Genomic DNA, 19609 nt, shown 5'->3' on the forward strand with positions numbered 1-19609 from the left:
AGGGCCATCGCTCAACGGATAAAAGCTACCCCGGGGATAACAGGCTTATCTCCCCCAAGAGTCCACATCGACGGGGAGGTTTGGCACCTCGATGTCGGCTCATCGCATCCTGGGGCTGTAGTCGGTCCCAAGGGTTGGGCTGTTCGCCCATTAAAGCGGTACGCGAGCTGGGTTCAGAACGTCGTGAGACAGTTCGGTCCCTATCCGTCGTGGGCGTAGGAAATTTGAGAGGAGCTGTCCTTAGTACGAGAGGACCGGGATGGACGCACCGCTGGTGTACCAGTTGTTCTGCCAAGGGCATAGCTGGGTAGCTATGTGCGGAAGGGATAAGTGCTGAAAGCATCTAAGCATGAAGCCCCCCTCAAGATGAGATTTCCCATAGCGTAAGCTAGTAAGATCCCTGAAAGATGATCAGGTTGATAGGTTCGAGGTGGAAGCATGGTGACATGTGGAGCTGACGAATACTAATAGATCGAGGACTTAACCATATAATATGAAGCAATGTTATCTAGTTTTGAAGGAATATACCTTCAATAGTCTGGTAATGATGGCAGAGAGGTCACACCCGTTCCCATACCGAACACGGAAGTTAAGCTCTCTAGCGCCGATGGTAGTTGGGACCTTGTCCCTGTGAGAGTAGGACGTTGCCAGGCTATTATTATTCCGCAGTAGCTCAGTGGTAGAGCTATCGGCTGTTAACCGATCGGTCGTAGGTTCGAGTCCTACCTGCGGAGCCATTATGCTTCCATAGCTCAGCTGGTAGAGCACTTCCATGGTAAGGAAGAGGTCACCGGTTCAAGCCCGGTTGGAAGCTTGGGAAGAGTTTTGAAATTTTTGGCCCGTTGGTCAAGTGGTTAAGACACCGCCCTTTCACGGCGGTAACACGGGTTCGAATCCCGTACGGGTCACCACTTTTGGAGGATTAGCTCAGCTGGGAGAGCACCTGCCTTACAAGCAGGGGGTCGGCGGTTCGATCCCGTCATCCTCCACCATATATATTTTAAATGTCGGAGGGGTAGCGAAGTGGCTAAACGCGGCGGACTGTAAATCCGCTCCTTCGGGTTCGGCAGTTCGAATCTGCCCCCCTCCACCATTTTCTTTAAAATAACCTGAGAGGGTTTATTTTTTTGAAAAGATAACCATACTAGTAAATATTAATGGGCTATAGCCAAGCGGTAAGGCAACGGACTTTGACTCCGTCATGCGCTGGTTCGAATCCAGCTAGCCCAGCCATTTACGAGCCATTAGCTCAGTTGGTAGAGCATCTGACTTTTAATCAGAGGGTCGAAGGTTCGAATCCTTCATGGCTCACCATTTTCGCGGAAGTAGTTCAGTGGTAGAATACAACCTTGCCAAGGTTGGGGTCGCGGGTTCGAATCCCGTCTTCCGCTTTATTACTAAGGGGCCTTAGCTCAGCTGGGAGAGCGCCTGCCTTGCACGCAGGAGGTCAGCGGTTCGATCCCGCTAGGCTCCATCTAAATAAAAAAGCTTACATCATATGATGTAAGCTTTTTTTGTATTTAAAAAGACAACTTTCATACTTGTCGTTTAAAATGAAGAAAATGTAAAAGTAAAGGATGGGGGATAATTGTGAAAGTTGTTATTGCATCTGATTCATATAAAGAAAGCTTAAAAGCTATAAAAGTATGTGAAGCTATTGAAAGAGGATTTGGAGCAATTTTTCCTAAAGCAGAGTACGTAAAAATACCAATTGGAGATGGAGGTGAAGGAACGGTTGATTCACTTGTGGATGCTACAGATGGAAGAATGATACCTCTTCATGTGACAGGACCGCTTAGAGAACGTGTACAAGCCTTTTACGGTATGTCTAAAGATAAAAAGACAGCGTTTATTGAAATGGCAGCAGCATCAGGATTACAACATGTTCCGGTTAAAAAGCGAAACCCACTTATTACAACGACTAAAGGAACCGGAGAGCTTATACTACATGTGCTAGACGAAGGAGCTGAGCACATTATTTTAGGACTTGGCGGAAGTGCTACAAATGATGGCGGAGCAGGTATGTTGTCAGCTTTAGGGGTCAGGTTTATAAATGGAAAAGGGGAAGTAATAGAGCCATCTGGAGGAACGTTACATTCGATTGTCGCTATTGATTTTTCATGCATGGATTCACGCTTACTGCATATAAAGATAGAAGCAGCATGTGATGTAGATAATCCGTTAGTTGGAATAAGAGGAGCATCTTTCGTATTTGGGAGGCAAAAGGGTGCGAATGCAGAGATGATGAAAGAGCTGGATGAGAATTTAAAGCATTATGCGAATATCCTTAAACAATACTTATCTTGCGACGTATCTAAAATACCTGGCGCAGGAGCCGCAGGAGGAATGGGAGCAGCTGTTATTGCAGTGTTAAAGGGAAACTTGCGGAGAGGAATTGAAATTGTATTAGACTATACAAATTTTGATAAGCATATAGAAGGAGCAGATTTAATTATAACTGGCGAAGGGAGAATAGATGAACAAACAGCATATGGAAAGGCACCTGTAGGTGTTGCGGAGCGTGCAAAGCATTTTCGTATTCCTGTCATTGCTATTGGAGGATCTGTATCTCCGAATTATCCAGCTGTTCATGAAAAAGGAATCGATGCAGTATTTAGTATTACAGCGAGTCCTATGACATTAGAAGAGGCATATAAAGTAGCGGAAGAGAATATCGAAATGACAGCAAAGAATATTGCCGCAGTATGGAAAATAGCATCAGAAAAACACTTCTAAATGTAGGAGTGTTTTTTATTATTATTTAATAATAATGATGGTAGTTGTTTCATTAAGTTAACTTTATACATAGAATAGTCTTGAAATTGGGTTTTTAAGGCGAATACAAGTGAATAATTTGTATATCCATACAGAAAAATGTCGAGTTGAGTCAGACTATATAAAAGATTTAAAATATTTAGTGAAGGCATAAAAGGGGGATACTATCTATGAAAAAAGAAATCTCAGTTATTGGAGTTCCAATGGATTTAGGACAGATGCGTCGCGGGGTAGATATGGGGCCGAGTGCAATCCGTTATGCAGGCGTAATTGAAAGAATTGAAGAAATTGGATATAACGTTAAAGATATGGGAGATATATGTATAGAGAGAGAAAAAGAAATAGATGTAAATACAAGCTTAAGAAACCTTACAAAAGTTGCAACTGTATGTAACGAATTAGCAAGTAAGGTGGATCATATTATAGAAGAGGGACGTTTTCCACTTGTATTAGGTGGTGACCATAGTATCGCAATTGGTACATTAGCTGGTGTTGCGAAACATTATAAAAATTTAGGTGTTATTTGGTACGATGCACATGGTGACTTAAATACAGAAGAAACTTCACCATCTGGAAATATTCATGGCATGTCACTTGCAGCAAGTTTAGGGTATGGACATCAAACGCTTGTAGATTTATACGGGGCATATCCAAAGGTGAAAAAAGAGAATGTTGTCATTATCGGTGCACGTGCATTAGATGAAGGAGAAAAAGACTTTATTCGCAATGAAGGTATTAAAGTATTCTCGATGCACGAGATTGATCGTATGGGTATGACGGCCGTTATGGAAGAAACAATCGCTTATTTATCTCATACTGATGGTGTACATTTATCATTAGATTTAGATGGTCTTGATCCTCATGATGCACCAGGAGTTGGCACCCCTGTAATTGGTGGCCTATCTTATCGTGAAAGCCATTTAGCAATGGAAATGTTAGCGGAAGCTGATATTGTTACATCTGCTGAGTTTGTTGAAGTAAATACAATTTTAGATGAGCGAAACAGAACGGCAACAACAGCAGTTGCTTTAATGGGTTCTTTATTCGGTGAAAAACTAAAATAAATGTAAGAAAAGCAACTGAGAAGTTGCTTTTTTTATTTGAAAATAAGCGTATAATAATGATTTATATTATACTGTACGATAATAATGATTTATATTATACTGTACGATAATAATGTTTGACATCTTACCAATTTAGACTAAAGGAGGGTTGTTTGTAATTGTCGTTTGTTTCATGTATGGTATAATTAACTAGTTGTTGGAAATACATACAGATAGAGCATAAAACAATATTTCAATATATGGATAGAATTGCTCGTAAGTAGGAGGAAGGGTTAGCATGCCTTTTGAAGATACGACCATTTTGAAATATCTTAGTACGGTATTAGATATTGCCGTTGTATGGTTTATTATATATAAGCTAATTCTCATAATCCGAGGGACGAAAGCTGTTCAACTTTTAAAAGGGATTACAGTTATTATTGTCGTTCGGATGATCAGTATTTTCCTTGAATTACATACGCTTTATTGGCTAACTGAGCAAGTATTAACGTGGGGATTTTTAGCCGTTATTATTATTTTCCAGCCAGAATTGCGAAGAGCACTTGAGCAGCTAGGACGCGGGAGTTTATTTTCGCGTACTGGAACTCAGGAGGACGATGAGCCTGAAATCGTTGCAACAGCGATAGCGAAAGCGACGGAATATATGGGAAAACGTAGAATTGGTGCATTAATTACTTTGTCAAAAGAGACTGGTATGGGTGATTATGTGGAAACGGGTATTCCGCTAAATGCAAACGTATCATCGGAATTACTCATTAATATTTTCATTCCTAATACACCTCTTCACGATGGAGCAGTAATTATGCAAGGAAGTACCATTAAAGCAGCAGCGTGTTATCTTCCGTTATCGGAAAGTCCTTTTATCTCTAAGGAACTAGGAACTAGGCATCGTGCTGCAATGGGAGTTAGTGAAGTTACTGATAGTATTACAGTAGTTGTGTCGGAAGAAACTGGCCAAATTTCTTTAACGAAAAATGGTAAGTTGCATCGTGATTTGAAGACAGAACAACTGAAAGATATGTTGTTAGCTGAATTTAGTGTGAACGAAAAAACGACTTCTTCGTCTTTATGGAATTGGAGGAGAAAGCGTCATGGATAAGTTAATGGAGAATCATTGGTTTCTAAAAGGGATCTCATTACTATTGGCGTGTATGCTTTTTATGTCAGCGACTTTAACTGAAAAAAATACGACATCGGGGATAATGCCTTTCGCAAATGATGCGAAAGAAACCTTAACTAATTATGCCATTAACCTTAAGTATGATGAAGAGAAATATATTGTAAGTGGTATTCCGTCAGAGGGCGTTAAGGTGAAGTTAGAGGGCCCAAAAGCAGCAGTTGCTACAGCAAAAGCAAAAAAACAATTTGATATACCAGTTGATTTGAGAGATAGCGAAAAAGGAACTTATGAAGTTTCTTTGAAAACGAACGGGCTTCCAGATGATGTGAAAGGAACAGTTCAGCCATCAACAATTAAAATTACTCTACATGAAAAAGCGAGAAAATACGTCCATGTAGACTTAAAATTATCAAATGAGGATCAAATGCCAGCGGGTTCTACTCTCGAAAAATCAAACATTAAACCTGATACTGTTGAGGTAGTTGGGACGAAAGAAGAAATTGAAAGTATTTCATCTGCTAAGGCGTATATTGATTTAAAAGGTGTTAATAAAACTGTTACAAAAACAGCTGAAGTTACATTATACAATAGAGAAGGAAAACGTTTAAATGTAAGAACGAGTCCATCTAAAATTAGTGTAACATTGAATGTGGCGACGCAAGCTACGGCCAATAATACTGAAAAAACTGTTCCTGTAACGTATACGAAAAAGGGGAGTTTACCAGAAGGATTGGCCGTTACAAATATTAGCATTGAGCCGAGAGAAGTAACGATAGCAGGCCCAAAAGATATCTTGGATAATATACAATCGATAGAGGGGGTCGAAGTAGATCTTAGTCAATTGACAGAGTCTACAACATTCGATACCTCTGTTTTATTGCCAAAGGGTGTAACAAGTGCAAAACCGAATCAAGTGAAGGTTTCGGTAGGAGTGCAAAAAACAAAACAAACGAAAACAAGAACGATTGATGGTATATCAATTCAAAAAAATGGACTTTCTAAAGATGTTACGGCCCAGCTACTTTCGCCGCAAGATGGGAAGATAAGCGTTGATATTTCAGGAGAAACAAGTATAGTAGATAAAATAACAGCTGCTCAAATAACAGCAGCCATTAATCTGCAAAATGTATCTCCGGGGACGAAGGATGTTTCTATTCAAGTGAGCGGTCCTGGTAATATTTCAATAGAGCCAAAGCAAAAAAGTGCTAAAGTCACAATTGTGAAGAAAGAAAATCCAGACAAAGAAGTACAGGGTAACGGTGAAAAACCAGATTCAAATAATAACCAAGATAATCAAACTGAAAAACCAAAAAATCCTGAACCTGAACCTAAGCCTGACACGGAACAGGAACAAAATAAAGATAAAGAAAAAGAAAAAGAAACTAGTCAAGAGCCAACAAAAGAAACTAGTCAAGAGCCAACAGTAGATAATCAAAAAGAGCCAGAAAAAGGAGCGAATCATAATGGGTAAATATTTTGGTACAGATGGAGTACGCGGGGTTGCGAACCAGGAGTTAACACCTGAATTAGCGTTCAAAATTGGACGTTTTGGTGGTTATGTATTAACAAAAGATACAGATCGTCCAAAAGTAATTATCGGCCGTGATACACGTATATCAGGACATATGTTAGAAGGAGCTTTAGTAGCAGGTCTATTATCAACTGGAGCAGAAGTAATGCGCCTTGGCGTTATTTCTACACCAGGTGTTGCTTATTTAACAAAAGCGTTAGATGCACAAGCAGGTGTTATGATTTCTGCATCTCATAATCCAGTACAGGATAACGGAATCAAATTCTTCGGTTCAGACGGTTTTAAATTAACAGATGAGCAAGAAGCAGAAATCGAAGCTTTATTAGACAAAGAAGTTGATGAACTACCACGTCCAACAGGTACAAATCTTGGACAAGTGAGTGATTATTTTGAAGGCGGACAAAAATATTTACAATATATTAAACAAACTGTAGAGGAAGATTTCTCTGGTTTACATATCGCTTTAGATTGTGCGCATGGTGCTACGTCTTCTTTAGCTCCATACTTATTCGCGGATTTAGAGGCTGATATTTCAACAATGGGAACTTCACCAAACGGCATGAACATTAACGATGGAGTAGGTTCTACGCATCCAGAAGTATTAGCTAAATTAGTAAAAGATAAAGGCGCTGATATCGGTCTTGCCTTTGATGGTGATGGTGACCGTTTAATCGCTGTAGATGAAAAAGGAAACATCGTTGATGGCGATCAAATTATGTTTATTTGTGCGAAGTACATGAAAGAAACTGGTCAACTAAAGCATAATACAGTCGTTTCAACTGTTATGAGTAACTTAGGTTTCTACAAAGCACTTGAAGCTAACAATATCACAAGTGATAAAACAGCAGTTGGTGACCGTTACGTAATGGAAGAGATGAAGCGTGGTGGTTACAACTTAGGTGGAGAACAATCGGGTCATATTATCTTACTTGATTACATTACAACTGGTGATGGAATGTTAAGTGCACTTCAACTGGTAAACATCATGAAAATGACGAAAAAACCATTATCTGAGCTTGCAGGTGAGATGACAAAATTCCCACAATTACTAGTAAACGTTCGTGTAACAGATAAAAAACTAGCATTAGAAAATGAAAAAATTAAAGAAGTTATTCGTGTTGTAGAGGAAGAAATGAACGGTGATGGCCGCATTCTTGTTCGTCCATCTGGAACAGAGCCACTTATTCGTGTAATGGCAGAAGCACCAACACAAGAAGTGTGTGACGCATATGTACATCGCATTGTAGAAGTTGTGAAAGCTGAAGTTGGCGCTGAATAATTCGATAAATTTATTGAAAAGGAGCACAAAAAGTGCTCCTTTTTCATATGTTTTATAGACGATGAAAAAAATTTCATTGACGGTTTATCCATGTTTGTTATAAGATGGTCTTGTTCTTTTTCTCAAAGGAAATATTGTAAATTATAGAAGCGCCAGAACTACAAGTAGTGTAGTTGACGAGGTGGAGTTTATCGAGATTTCGGCGGATGACTCCCGGTTGTTCATCACAACCGCAAGCTTTTACTTAAATCATTAAGGTGACTTAGTGGACAAAGGTGAAAGTGTGATGAGAGAAAAGGAACGGATGAAAACTAGCTGTATAAGTATATACGGACTTAAACCCAATCGAGAGGAAGGTGAAAGCCGTTACAAGCTTACAGGGCTAGCAATATGTAATCCGTTTTTTAGTATAAATAAAAATGGTATCGGACTATGTCGTTACATGTTCGCAGAGCAATGTAAGCATTTGTAACGGCGACTAAACATGTGTGGAATCGTAGGATTTATTGGAGAGCAAGATGCAAAGGAAATTTTATTAAAAGGTTTAGAAAAGCTAGAATATCGTGGATATGATTCAGCAGGTATTGCAGTACAAACAGGTAACGGTGTTGTTGTATACAAAGAAAAAGGTCGTATTGCAAAACTTCGCGAAATCGTAGATGAGAACGTAGCAGCAAGCGTGGGGATCGGTCACACACGCTGGGCTACACATGGTGTTCCAAGCAAAGTAAACGCGCATCCGCATCAAAGTACATCAAAACGCTTTACACTAGTTCATAACGGTGTAATTGAAAACTATGAATTAGTGAAAAAAGAATATTTACAAGATGTAACGTTCGTAAGTGAAACTGATACAGAGATTATCGTACAGCTTATGGAACAACAAGTGAGCACAGGACTAAGTGTAGAAGAAGCGTTCCGTAATACGCTATCTCTTTTACATGGCTCTTATGCAATCGGATTACTTGATGCTGAAAATCCAAACATGATTTATGTTGCTAAAAACAAAAGCCCGCTATTAGTAGGTGTTGGTGACAACTTTAATGTTGTGGCGAGCGACGCTATGGCGATGTTACAAGTTACAGATCAATTTATTGAGTTAATGGATAAAGAAATCGTAATCGTAACGAAAGAAAGTATTACAATTAAAAACTTACAAGGTGAAACGATTGAACGTGCACCGTTTACAGCGGAATTAGACGCAAGTGATATTGAAAAAGGAACATACCCTCATTTCATGCTGAAAGAAATCGATGAGCAACCACTTGTAATCCGTAATATAATTCAAAAGTACCAAGATGAAAATGGCGAGATTGAACTGAATGAAGATATCCGTAACGCAATTTTAGACAGCGATCGTATTTACATCATTGCATGTGGAACAAGTTATCATGCAGGTCTTGTTGGAAAACAATTTATCGAGAAGTTTGCAAAAATGCCAGTTGAAGTGCATGTAGCAAGTGAATTCTCTTATAATATGCCATTATTAACAGAGAGACCATTCTTCATTTACATTTCACAAAGTGGTGAAACAGCTGATAGCCGTGCAGTACTTGTACAAACGAATGAAATGGGTCATAAAGCATTAACGATTACAAACGTACCTGGTTCTACACTTTCTCGTGAAGCTGATTATACACTTCCGTTATACGCGGGACCAGAAATCGCAGTTGCATCAACGAAAGCTTACACAGCTCAGCTTGCGGTACTTTCAATTTTAGCTGCGGACATTGCTAAAGCGAAAGGCGAAGTTCTTGATTTTGATTTAACACACGAATTAGGACTTGTAGCGAATGCAATGGTACAACTTTGTGATCAAAAAGAAGAAATGGACGCATTAGCAAAACAATTTTTAGCAACAACTCGTAACTGTTTCTTCATCGGACGTAGCGTAGACTTCTACGTAGGATTAGAAGGTGCGTTAAAGCTAAAAGAAATCTCTTACATCCAAGCAGAAGGATTTGCTGGAGGAGAATTAAAACACGGTACAATCGCCTTAATTGAAAATGGTACACCAGTTATCGCACTTGCTACACAAGAGCACGTAAACCTTGGAATTCGTGGTAACGTGAAAGAAGTAGTAGCACGCGGAGCTAACCCATGTATCATCTCAATGAAAGGCTTAGAAATGGAAGGTGACAGCTTCGTATTACCAGCTGTACACGAAGCGCTAGCACCGCTAGTAGCAGTTATTCCATTCCAACTTATTTCATACTATGCAGCACTTCACCGCGAGTGTGACGTTGATAAGCCACGTAACTTAGCTAAGTCTGTTACTGTTGAGTAGGAGATTGGTAGGTTAATAAATATAGCTTTAAAATAAATTTACGAATTTGTACCCCTTTAGATATTTTATCTAAAGGGGTATTTTTATGCTGAAAAAGAACATCTAAAATTGGTAAGTGGATAGAACCCTATAGATTAAATTTTAACTTTATCAGATCCACTTTTATTTATCTGAATTTTCCGTTATCATTTTAAGTATTCGTGAACAATTTCCTTTATTACGACAAGAAGAGACAATAGATTCATGGACATTACAAGGGGGCTTATTATATGAAAGTGAAAGCAAAAACATATTTAAGTATAGAAGAGATTATTTCATTACCGGTCTTATCAAGTGCAAACATAAGTGATGATGGCGAAAACGTAGCATTTGTTAAGAAGAGCGCTAACTGGGAAGATAATACGTATAGAAATCATGTATGGATATATGAAGCAGATAAAGGGCAGAGTTACCCACTAACAAATGGGGATATAGATAGTATACATCCATTATGGTCTCCAGATTCCAAGAGCATTGCATACCTTAGCCCAAGCGGTGAGGGGGCTAATACAAATCAGATCTTTGTAAAATCAATAGAAGGTGGTAGTGAGGTTCAAATTACGGATGAGAAGGAAGGAGTTAATACATTCAAATGGGAGCCTACTGGTAAAGGTTTTTATTATATTGCACAGTCAAAAGAATGTGAGGAAATAAAGAAACGTAAGGGACTATATGGAGATTTTCACCATGTAGGTAAGGAACATCGGAATAATTGTTTATACTACGTTGAAATAGAAAAAGTGATACAAAATGATAAACAGGAACGGAAAGTTAGCGGTATTTATCAACTAACGAATGGTAAAGATTTTTATATACATAACTTTGATATTTCAAATGATGGGAAAAAGGTTGTATGTATGGTTACACCAAGCTTAAACGATTATATGAATGGTGATATATATATATTAGATGTTAGAGCTGGGGAACTACAAAAGATGAATATAGATAAGTTGTTAGGAGCGAGCGTCTGCTTTTCTCCTGAGGACGATAAAATATGTTACGCAGCAAGCATAAGAGAGAAGGATTACTATAGAAATCATATACAAGATAATACATTAGAGATATATGATATGAATACTGGAGAGGTAATTCAACCTTTAACAAATTTTGATAGTACGGTTATGCCATTACAGTGGACAGCTAAAGGGATTTTAATTAGATGGCAGGATAAAACGAATTATCGTATTGGATTGCTATGTGAGGATGGCACTGTGGAAATGTTAAGCGAAAAAGTAGATGGCTTTATAATGGATGCCTCTATAACAAGGGATGGCAATCATATAACCTATAATAAGGCTATAACAAATGAAACCTTTGAAATCTATTTGGATGATAAAAAAGTAACAAATGAAAATAGCTTTTTCGAAGGAAGGCTTAAAAGTAACAGAGAAATCATCTCATGGAAAAGTAGTGATGGACTGGAAATAGAAGGAGTTTTATCAACCCCAGTAGAGTTTGACGCAAATAAAAAATATCCCTTATTAGTAGTAATCCATGGTGGTCCGAATTGGGCGTCCTTTCCGATATTTTCAGACTGTTTTAATGAGAAATATCCGATTGAACAGTTTATCGACAAAGGCTTTATCGTTTTAGAGCCAAACTATAGAGGAAGTTCTGGTTATGGTAATGAATTTTTAAAAGCAAACTATAGAAAACAAGGACTTGCTGATTATGATGATGTTATATCTGGAGTGGATGCACTAGTTGAAAAAGGGATTGTAGATAAAGAGAGAGTAGGGGTTATGGGATGGAGTAACGGAGGATATATATCAGCTTTCTGTTCTACATGTAGCAGTAGATTTAAAGCTATTTCAGTTGGGGGCGGCATTACGAACTGGAGTACCCATTATGTAAATACAGATATCCCTTACTTTATTAGCATGTATTTAGGAAATACTCCATGGAATGATCCAGAGGTATATAAGAAAACATCACCAATGACATATATTAAATCAGCCTGTACGCCTACCTTAATTCAACATGGGGAAAAGGATGTAAGAATTCCAATTACAAATGCATATGAGCTATATGAAGGGTTAAGAGATATGGAAGTTGATACGGAGTTAATTATATTTAAAGGAATGGCATATAGTTCGAATCAGCCAGGAATGAATGTGGCTATTATGAAGCAGAACTTGATGTGGTTTTCACACTATATTCTTGGAGAAAGCATGAAAGATTTTCGTACTATATAATGGATATCCGCACAGGGATTTTTCGTTGTGCAATTGTATCAGATTGTTGTAAACTGTATGCAAACCATTATTGAGAAGATTTAAATGATTATAGGGAACGGAATTCGGAGGACTAATATGACAGAGAATAAAAATGAGTTATCTGTAGAACAACGTGAAGAACTATTAAAAGTATTACAAGCTCGTTTTGAGAAAAACATGAACCGCCATGAAGGTCTTGAATGGGATAAAGTTGAAGTGAAGCTGGCTACTAATACTGAAAAATTATGGTCAATTTATGAAATGGAAGTAACTGGCGGTGAGCCGGATATTGTTGCTTATGATGAAGAGAAGGACGAGTATACTTTCTGTGATTGTTCAAAGGAGAGTCCTAAAGGGCGCAGAAGCCTTTGCTATGATCTTGAAGCGTTAGAGTCAAGAAAAAAACATAAACCAGAAAATAACGTTATTGATGTGGCAACTGCTATGGGCATTGAATTATTAACGGAAGAACAATATCGAGAGTTGCAACAGCTTGGGGATTTCGATATGAAATCATCAAGCTGGGTACAAACGCCTTCAGATATTCGAGAACTCGGTGGTGCTCTATTTTGCGATTATCGATTTGGACACGTTTTTGTGTACCACAATGGAGCAGATTCCTACTATGCTGCTAGAGGATTTCGTGGTTCGTTAAGAGTTTAAATTTGGAGTAAGTAGAAAAGAGCCTATACTTAGGCTCTTTTTTTTTATTTATATTTTAAAAGTAAACGGTTACTACGCAGTTTTACTTAACTTATATGTTTCATGGTTGTTTTTACGGAAAAGTTTAGGGAAAACATAGCCATCTAATCCAATACGTCCAGCGTTATGACCTGCAACTAAAATGAACATAGTTAAAATAAGCAGATTTGGGTTTACACTAACAGTTCCACTTAGTAAAAATGAAAGATTCATTATAATTCCAAAGAATGCAGCAGTTTTTGTTAATCCACCTAAAATTAAACCTAGACCTACTAAAATTTCTCCCCATTGAACTAAAAAGCTAAATAGGTCTGCGTTTGGAAGAACAAAGTGTTGAAGGAAATCTGCCCACCAACTTTGTACGGCAGGGTGATCACCTGATGCCTGAGCAATAGCGTCCTTTAGAAAACCACTTGCATCAAAAGATTGTCCGAAAACTTTACCTATCCCAGCAGTGAGCCATGCATATCCTATGTAAAATCTTAAAAATAATAATATGAAAGCAGCACGTTTATCAGTTCTTAAAAAATTGATAACCATTGAAATCCCTCCAATATTTTATTTACATGTTTATTATATATCCATTGTGAAAATATTCACAATGGATAAAGTGTGAACAAAAATTATGATTTTTCATTTGTACATAAAGTATTTGTAAATGAATTGTTTGGAGGGTGAACAATTCATGAAGGGAGCTCTTCACTAAAATATGTAGCTCCCATAGTAAACAGATTCATGTATGTTCTTTTAACTAGCTATTATTAGTTTATCTTGTCTTTTCCTTATTATTTCTCCGGTTTTATATAAGGAACAACTTGTGCAGTAACCCCTACAGAAGCACCGCGAATAAAGTCTTGGTTTTCTAATGCCTTAAAGTTTTCTGTTTTTCCTGTTAGCATAACTCCTAAGATTTTCACTTGATCGAATGGTTTGTCCTTGTTTGATTTTAAAAACTTCTGGATATCTTCGTCATGTCCATCTTCATCGTATTGGTTAAGTGAATCAACGAACTCTTTGTACGCTTCTTCAGGGGACTTGTCTGGATTAAATCCGTAAATTGGCATACCAGCGGGTCCTTTACTTTCATCTCCAATTGGTGAGGTCATGTATAACCATACAATGTTTAAGTTGTCTGGAATCTTCTCTTTAATTTCTTGTAGTGTGTAGGGCTGGTTGAAAGAGATAGCAACTTCGGCAACATAGTTGTTCATTTGTGAAACTTCCCCTAATTCATTTTGGACACCATCAAAATATTCCTTAATAGCGGGATTATAAAATGTTGCAAATTTTTTCTTTGTTTGTTTATCGTACTCATAGAACTCTTTATTGGACCAATAAAAACCAGGCGTTAATTCATTGGAATCGATATTGATACGGATCCAACCATAGGAGCTTGTTAATGTATTCCACGGGACTACGTAACCATTAATATTTTTAGAACGATTTGATATAATATTGCCGCCAAACATGGATGAATTACTCGTTACTTGAGAGTTAATTTGTACATTCGGTTCTGCAATTGCGTTATGTAAAAAGAGTCGTTCGTGAAGCTTCGTAGAGCTTTTTGCTGCGAAGTAATTGCCAACTTTATAAAGTATAGGGATAAGTATGATTACAACGATCATAGAGGTAATGATACTTTTAAATAAATGTTTCCTTTTAGCTTTTTTTAATGCATCTTTTAAAGAAGTATCCATTAAGATTTTCCTCCTATTTTTGAGTGAACTGCTTTACGTGCACGATGTAACTTTTGTTTGACGCTGTTTACTTGAATATCTAGTATTAGGGCGATTTCCTCATATGAAAAGTTGTAGTAGTACTTTAAAAAGAAAGCTTCTTTATATTCTAGTTTTATATCTTTTAATAGATAGAAAATCTCATCTTTATTTAAAACAGCGTCTAATTCTCGGTCTGTATATTGTAATTTTGAATAAATCTCTTCAGTTAAATAAATGTTTTGTTGCTCTTTTTTCCTTTTCAAGTCAATGTATTCGTTTAATGCGACTCTGAAAAACCATGGACGTATGTTACTCTCGGTTAGATTATCTAGCAATGTGTATACTTTATAGAAGGTATTTTGGATGATGTCTTCTGCATCTTCTTTTATAGCCCCTTTCGCTAATAGTAGTTTGAACACTTCCTCCCCTAAATTGATAAGATAGGAGGTCAATATATTTTCTTTTCCCATCACTTTTCCTCCCTACACTTATACAACGGATAGGTAATGATAAATGTATACACTTAAATTAAAATTTTGTTCTTTATACAAATAGAAAAGGCATATAACAATCATATGTTATATGCCTTTTCTAATATATACTTAGTAATTTATTTAGGTAATGTAAATTTAACTTTTTTACCTTGTGAAATATCTTTAGCTTCTTTATTTCTCATAGGTCCTAACTCAATCTCAAAGCTTTTGTCTTTCCAAATCTTTTCATACTGCTCTTGATCTAAAATATATACTTGTAGTAACTCTCCAGATGTTCCTGTTTTGACTGAAGCATTATAGTCATAATTTAATAGCATACCTTCATTAATCGTATATTGTGTACCATCATTCACTCTTAATGTAGAGCTTATAGGAGATAGTGAAACGTCTTGAGCATCTTTGTTATCAAGCTTGAATTTTACTGTTAACAGAACAAGACCGTTTTTAAAATTTGCAAAGCGTGGAGCTTCGACGGAATTTGGTGTGAATTGAGTGAATTGGTATCCGTCTAATGTAACATTAACAGCGCCTAATTCTTGGCTGTTATTAATACTTGATTTCTCTTTTAACATTTTTTTATCGCCCATGTTATTAGCTGTAGCTTTATCTTGGTAGAAAGTGTTATCTGTTGCAACCTTTTCAGCACCTTGTTTGTTTAAACTTAATGAAAAGCTTCCAGGACTTCCGATTGGAGCATCAAATTTTCCTTTATTAGCTTGTGCAGTTGGGACTGTGACTGAGACTGTTGAGAGACTTGAGATTTTCGCTAGATCATCTTTTCCGAATGGATACGCGATATAACCAGTAATAGTTTCCCCTGCTTTTACTAAGTAATCATTCGTTGGAGCAAGCTTAGTTGGTAGCTGATCTTCTTTTGGAATTAAATCTTTATAGTTACTATACGTTTTCTGCGCACCAGTAAATGACATGTCCAATGCTGGCATATAATAAATATCTTTAGCTGAACTATTTTTTACGCTGTAGTTCACAAGAATAACTCCGCCCTCTGTTTGACGATTAAACGGAATGTCGAAGTTTGTATGGAATCCATTTAATTCAACTAATGTGTAACCGTTCATTGATACTGAAACATCTTCAGCTTTATACACTTGTGGTTCCTTATTTTCAAAAAGAACTTTTGTTTTACCACCTGTTTCTTTTTCCATATAGGAAATCAGCTTAGAGTAATCGCTTGAGCTAGTAGCTGTATTTTCAGGCTTTTTATCTTCAGTTTTTTTATCTTCGGATTTTTTATCTTCAGGTTTATTTTCTTTCGTTGTATCCGTTTTTTCTGTTTTGCTCTCTTTTGTTGTATTTTCTTTTTGTTCTTTATTTGTCGTATCGCTTTGACCACAGCCAGTTATTACAAACGCTGCTACGATTACTGTAGAAAATAAAGAAAGTAATTTTTTTGACATGTTTCTTCCCCCTATTTGTTTAAAACTAGTTGAGTCTGTATAATCAGACCGTTTACAACTCTCACATTAGCCCCACATTTTATTATAAAAAATGTAGCCAGTATTTACCAGTGTTTTTCTAATTATTTTAATTATTTAGTTATTGTAATATATTAAAATTAGTGGAAGATCGCCATGGAATATCGATTTTTATTTTTTTATCATTTGAAATATTACATCATATTGGTATGATAGAAATAGAGATATATGGAAAGGGGACAAGGACTTAATATGTGGATGAGCTTGTAATGATTAGAAACTAGATAGATAAATTTTTCTCTCATAAGTGAGGGTTTATTTAGTTATCTGTAAATCATTCAAGGACTGCATATTCGGTTTGTACATCCCTTTTGTAAGGATAATGTGTAGGGAAATTCATATCTCTTATATAAAGTATGCGTCCTTTAAATTGGAGGAGTATATGATGAATCAATTAAAAAATAAAATAGCAGTTGTTACAGGTGTAAGTCGTCTAGATGGTATAGGCGCAGCAATTTGTAAAGAGTTAGCTGAAGCAGGATACGATATATTTTTTACGTATTGGACAGCGTACGATAAAGAAATGCCTTGGGGCGTTGATCAAAGTGAACAAACACAATTAAAAGAAGAGTTACTAAAAAACGGTGTGAAAGTATCGAGTATGGAGTTAGATTTAACTCAGAATGATGCACCGAAAGAGCTTATAAATAAAGTTACTGAACAACTAGGCTACCCTCATATATTAATTAATAATGCAGCGTATTCTACAAATAATGATTTCTCTAATTTGACTGCTGAAGAATTAGATAAGCACTACATAGTAAATGTTCGTGCAACTACATTGTTAAGTAGTCAATTTGCCCGAGGATTTGATAAGAAATCTGGTGGTAGAATTGTGAATATGACGTCGGGACAATTTCAAGGGCCTATGGTTGGAGAGCTAGCGTATGCAACAACGAAGGGAGCTATTGATGCCCTTACGAGTTCGTTGTCAGCTGAAGTCGCCCACCTAGGTATAACAGTGAATGCAATTAATCCAGGTCCAACTAGTACAGGCTGGATGACTGAAGAGATAAAGCAAGGATTAAAGCCGATGTTTCCTTTTGGTAGAATTGGTTAGCCGAGGGACGCGGCAAGACTCATTAAGTTTTTAGTAAGTGAAGAAGCAGAATGGATTACTGGACAAGTTATTCATTCTGAAGGTGGATTTAAAAGGTAAAAAGAAGGTATCTCACCCTAGTGAGATACCTTCTTTTTTAATCTTTCTTCAATCTTCGTGCAACACCATTTCCTAAAGACTGCAACCCTTGAACGAGGATAATTAAAATAAAGACTGTTGCATACATTACTTCCGGTTCGTAGCGTAAGTGCCCGAATCGATATGCTAAATCACCAAGACCGCCAGCACCTACAAGTCCAGCCATTGCTGTTGCGCCAATTAAGCCGATTGTTGCGATTGTTAACCCAAGTACAAGGGAGGGACGAGCTTCTTTCACCATAACGTGCCAAATGATTTTTATAGTAGAAACGCCCATTGCTTGGTAAGCTTCAATAACACCACGATCGACTTCTAATAATGCTGTCTCCATCAATCTTGCGATATAGGGAGCAGTGAAGACGACAAGCGGTACGATGACACCTTGCACACCAATGGATGTTCCCATTAGAAACTTTGTAAAAGGTAAAATAAAGAATAGTAGAATGATAAATGGAAGAGAGCGAATAACGTTAATAATTGTATTAAGAATTGGATAAATGATTTTATTTTCGTGTTGTCCACCAGGTCTCGTTAAAACAAGCGTGACGCCAAGTGGTAGTGCAATAAGGATAGAGATGAATAGTGAAATAGATGTCATTTGAAATGTTTGAATGGTTGCTTCCCATATGACTTTACCCCATTCATCCAAAAAGGACTTGTTTCCCATAATCTGTTCTACCTCCTTCTACGATGATCCCTTGCTCTTGTAAAAATGATAAAGCACGGTCTATTTCAGTTTTTTCACCTTGCATATGAATAATCAGTTTCCCATATGCTTCATGTTTTAGCTGTGTAATATTACCGGATAAAATATTCGGATACACTTGAAAGCGCTTTGTAGCGATAGCTAACGCTGGTTCGCCAGAAGAGTTCCCTATAAATGAAAGTGTTACGATTTCACCGGTTCTTTGTAGCTCTTTCTGTACGTCTTCAGGAATCTTCGCTGCAAATGCACTATTTACGAATTTTTTCGTTGTTGCATGTTGTGGGTTTGTGAATATATCCTTCACAGTCCCGCTTTCAACTACTGCTCCATGTTCCATAACAGCAACTCGGTCACATATACGCTGGATAACATTCATTTCATGTGTAATTAATAAAATTGTGATCCCGATTTCTTCATTAATCTTTAATAATAGGTCGAGAATAGATTCAGTTGTTTCTGGATCCAAAGCACTCGTTGCTTCGTCGCTTAATAACACTTCCGGTTCATGTGATAGTGCACGTGCAATGGCAACACGTTGCTTCTGGCCGCCAGAAAGTTCGCTCGGATATGCATCTTTTCGGTTAAAAAGATCGACAATACGTAAATACTTTTCTACCCTTTTTTCAATTTCATTTTTGGGAAGACCAGATAGACGTAACGGTAATGCGATATTTTCATAAACTGTCACAGTTTTAAGTAAGTTGAATCCTTGAAAAATCATTCCGATTTTTTGTCTCGATTTTGCTAGTTCTTTTGCTGATAAAGTTGTTAAGTCTTGGCCGTTTACAATGATATTTCCTGTCGTTGGTTTTTCTAATAAATTTACACATCGAATTAATGTACTTTTACCAGCGCCACTATATCCAATGATTCCAAATACTTCGCCCTTTTTTACTTGAAGGGAAGTAGGTTTAAGAGCTTCTACATTCCCTTTTTTTGTTGTAAATACTTTGGATACATTTTTTAATTCAATCATTATCGTCA

15 protein-coding genes, 9 tRNA genes, 2 rRNA genes and 1 pseudogene (1 of these 27 running past the window's edge) are annotated in these 19609 nt (G+C 37.1%); 21 read left to right on the forward strand and 6 right to left on the reverse strand.

Features of this window, described 5'->3' with window-relative positions:
• The 20 genes from ACU8YW_RS00885 to ACU8YW_RS00980 all read left to right on the forward strand — a co-directional run.
• A 23S ribosomal RNA gene (locus tag ACU8YW_RS00885) occupies positions 1 to 488 on the forward strand; it begins 2434 nt to the left of the window's first position.
• Between the two features lie 49 nt (positions 489 to 537).
• Positions 538 to 653, forward strand: a 5S ribosomal RNA gene (gene rrf / locus ACU8YW_RS00890).
• Positions 654 to 662: 9 nt separating this feature from the next.
• Positions 663 to 737, forward strand: a tRNA-Asn gene (locus ACU8YW_RS00895).
• 4 nt (positions 738 to 741) lie between these two features.
• Positions 742 to 814: transfer RNA gene (locus ACU8YW_RS00900), tRNA-Thr, on the forward strand.
• A gap of 22 nt (positions 815 to 836) precedes the next feature.
• Positions 837 to 911 (forward strand) — tRNA-Glu (locus ACU8YW_RS00905).
• Between the two features lie 5 nt (positions 912 to 916).
• Positions 917 to 992, forward strand: a tRNA-Val gene (locus ACU8YW_RS00910).
• 17 nt (positions 993 to 1009) lie between these two features.
• Positions 1010 to 1093: transfer RNA gene (locus tag ACU8YW_RS00915), tRNA-Tyr, on the forward strand.
• Between the two features lie 65 nt (positions 1094 to 1158).
• A tRNA-Gln gene (locus ACU8YW_RS00920) sits at positions 1159 to 1233 on the forward strand.
• Positions 1234 to 1238: 5 nt separating this feature from the next.
• Positions 1239 to 1314: transfer RNA gene (locus ACU8YW_RS00925), tRNA-Lys, on the forward strand.
• A gap of 5 nt (positions 1315 to 1319) precedes the next feature.
• Positions 1320 to 1391, forward strand: a tRNA-Gly gene (locus ACU8YW_RS00930).
• A gap of 10 nt (positions 1392 to 1401) precedes the next feature.
• Positions 1402 to 1474 (forward strand) — tRNA-Ala (locus ACU8YW_RS00935).
• 116 nt (positions 1475 to 1590) lie between these two features.
• The gene (locus ACU8YW_RS00940; protein ID WP_426934588.1) at positions 1591 to 2736 is read left to right on the forward strand and encodes a glycerate kinase; all 1146 of its coding nucleotides are present in this window, start codon (positions 1591 to 1593) and stop codon (positions 2734 to 2736) included.
• Positions 2737 to 2945: 209 nt separating this feature from the next.
• Positions 2946 to 3839, forward strand: coding sequence for an arginase (gene rocF / locus ACU8YW_RS00945; protein WP_426934589.1), 894 nt, complete (start codon positions 2946 to 2948; stop codon positions 3837 to 3839).
• Positions 3840 to 4116: 277 nt separating this feature from the next.
• A complete protein-coding gene (gene cdaA / locus ACU8YW_RS00950; protein ID WP_097907823.1) occupies positions 4117 to 4938 on the forward strand; it encodes a diadenylate cyclase CdaA in 822 nt (273 codons plus the stop codon).
• Positions 4931 to 6430 (forward strand): CdaR family protein, encoded by a 1500-nt coding sequence (locus ACU8YW_RS00955; protein WP_431145200.1) that lies wholly within the window; start codon positions 4931 to 4933, stop codon positions 6428 to 6430. Before cdaA ends, ACU8YW_RS00955 begins: the two co-directional genes overlap by 8 nt.
• Positions 6423 to 7769, forward strand: a complete 1347-nt coding sequence (gene glmM, locus ACU8YW_RS00960; RefSeq protein WP_088609461.1) for a phosphoglucosamine mutase — start codon at positions 6423 to 6425, stop codon at positions 7767 to 7769. Before ACU8YW_RS00955 ends, glmM begins: the two co-directional genes overlap by 8 nt.
• Positions 7770 to 8055: 286 nt before the next feature.
• A complete protein-coding gene (locus ACU8YW_RS00965) occupies positions 8056 to 8241 on the forward strand; it encodes a hypothetical protein (protein WP_033659100.1) in 186 nt (61 codons plus the stop codon).
• 12 nt (positions 8242 to 8253) lie between these two features.
• Positions 8254 to 10056 carry a glutamine--fructose-6-phosphate transaminase (isomerizing) gene (gene glmS, locus ACU8YW_RS00970; RefSeq protein WP_088061678.1) on the forward strand — a complete coding sequence of 601 codons (1803 nt, stop codon included), beginning with the start codon at positions 8254 to 8256 and terminating at the stop codon, positions 10054 to 10056.
• A gap of 269 nt (positions 10057 to 10325) precedes the next feature.
• Positions 10326 to 12290 (forward strand): S9 family peptidase, encoded by a 1965-nt coding sequence (locus tag ACU8YW_RS00975; protein WP_426934591.1) that lies wholly within the window; start codon positions 10326 to 10328, stop codon positions 12288 to 12290.
• Between the two features lie 117 nt (positions 12291 to 12407).
• Positions 12408 to 12974, forward strand: coding sequence for a DUF4256 domain-containing protein (locus ACU8YW_RS00980; protein ID WP_088061681.1), 567 nt, complete (start codon positions 12408 to 12410; stop codon positions 12972 to 12974).
• A gap of 72 nt (positions 12975 to 13046) precedes the next feature.
• Here the strand turns inward: ACU8YW_RS00980 and ACU8YW_RS00985 are convergent, their stop codons facing one another.
• From ACU8YW_RS00985 to ACU8YW_RS01000, 4 genes are all read right to left on the reverse strand, one after another.
• On the reverse strand, positions 13047 to 13553 hold the full coding sequence (locus ACU8YW_RS00985; RefSeq protein ID WP_446894026.1) for a DoxX family membrane protein: 507 nt from the start codon (positions 13551 to 13553) through the stop codon (positions 13047 to 13049).
• 245 nt (positions 13554 to 13798) lie between these two features.
• Positions 13799 to 14710 (reverse strand): sigma factor regulator N-terminal domain-containing protein, encoded by a 912-nt coding sequence (locus tag ACU8YW_RS00990; RefSeq protein WP_426934592.1) that lies wholly within the window; start codon positions 14708 to 14710, stop codon positions 13799 to 13801.
• Positions 14710 to 15201 (reverse strand): RNA polymerase sigma factor, encoded by a 492-nt coding sequence (locus ACU8YW_RS00995; RefSeq protein ID WP_088061685.1) that lies wholly within the window; start codon positions 15199 to 15201, stop codon positions 14710 to 14712. The genes ACU8YW_RS00990 and ACU8YW_RS00995 overlap by 1 nt, the downstream gene beginning before the upstream one ends.
• A gap of 140 nt (positions 15202 to 15341) precedes the next feature.
• Entirely contained in the window at positions 15342 to 16643 is a 1302-nt protein-coding gene (locus tag ACU8YW_RS01000) for a DUF5068 domain-containing protein (protein ID WP_088061687.1), read from the reverse strand.
• 460 nt (positions 16644 to 17103) lie between these two features.
• Between ACU8YW_RS01000 and ACU8YW_RS01005 the strand changes: the two are divergent.
• Positions 17104 to 17880, forward strand: a pseudogene (locus tag ACU8YW_RS01005) (SDR family oxidoreductase).
• 37 nt (positions 17881 to 17917) lie between these two features.
• On the opposite strand, the gene ACU8YW_RS01010 reads toward ACU8YW_RS01005, so the two are convergent.
• Positions 17918 to 18586, reverse strand: a complete 669-nt coding sequence (locus ACU8YW_RS01010) for a methionine ABC transporter permease (RefSeq protein ID WP_088061690.1) — start codon at positions 18584 to 18586, stop codon at positions 17918 to 17920.
• Positions 18561 to 19601: a methionine ABC transporter ATP-binding protein gene (locus ACU8YW_RS01015; RefSeq protein ID WP_098230802.1), complete on the reverse strand. Its 1041-nt coding sequence runs from the start codon at positions 19599 to 19601 to the stop codon at positions 18561 to 18563. Before ACU8YW_RS01015 ends, ACU8YW_RS01010 begins: the two co-directional genes overlap by 26 nt.
• Positions 19602 to 19609: the final 8 nt, after the last annotated feature.

The sequence above is a fragment of the Bacillus pretiosus genome (assembly GCF_052947655.1).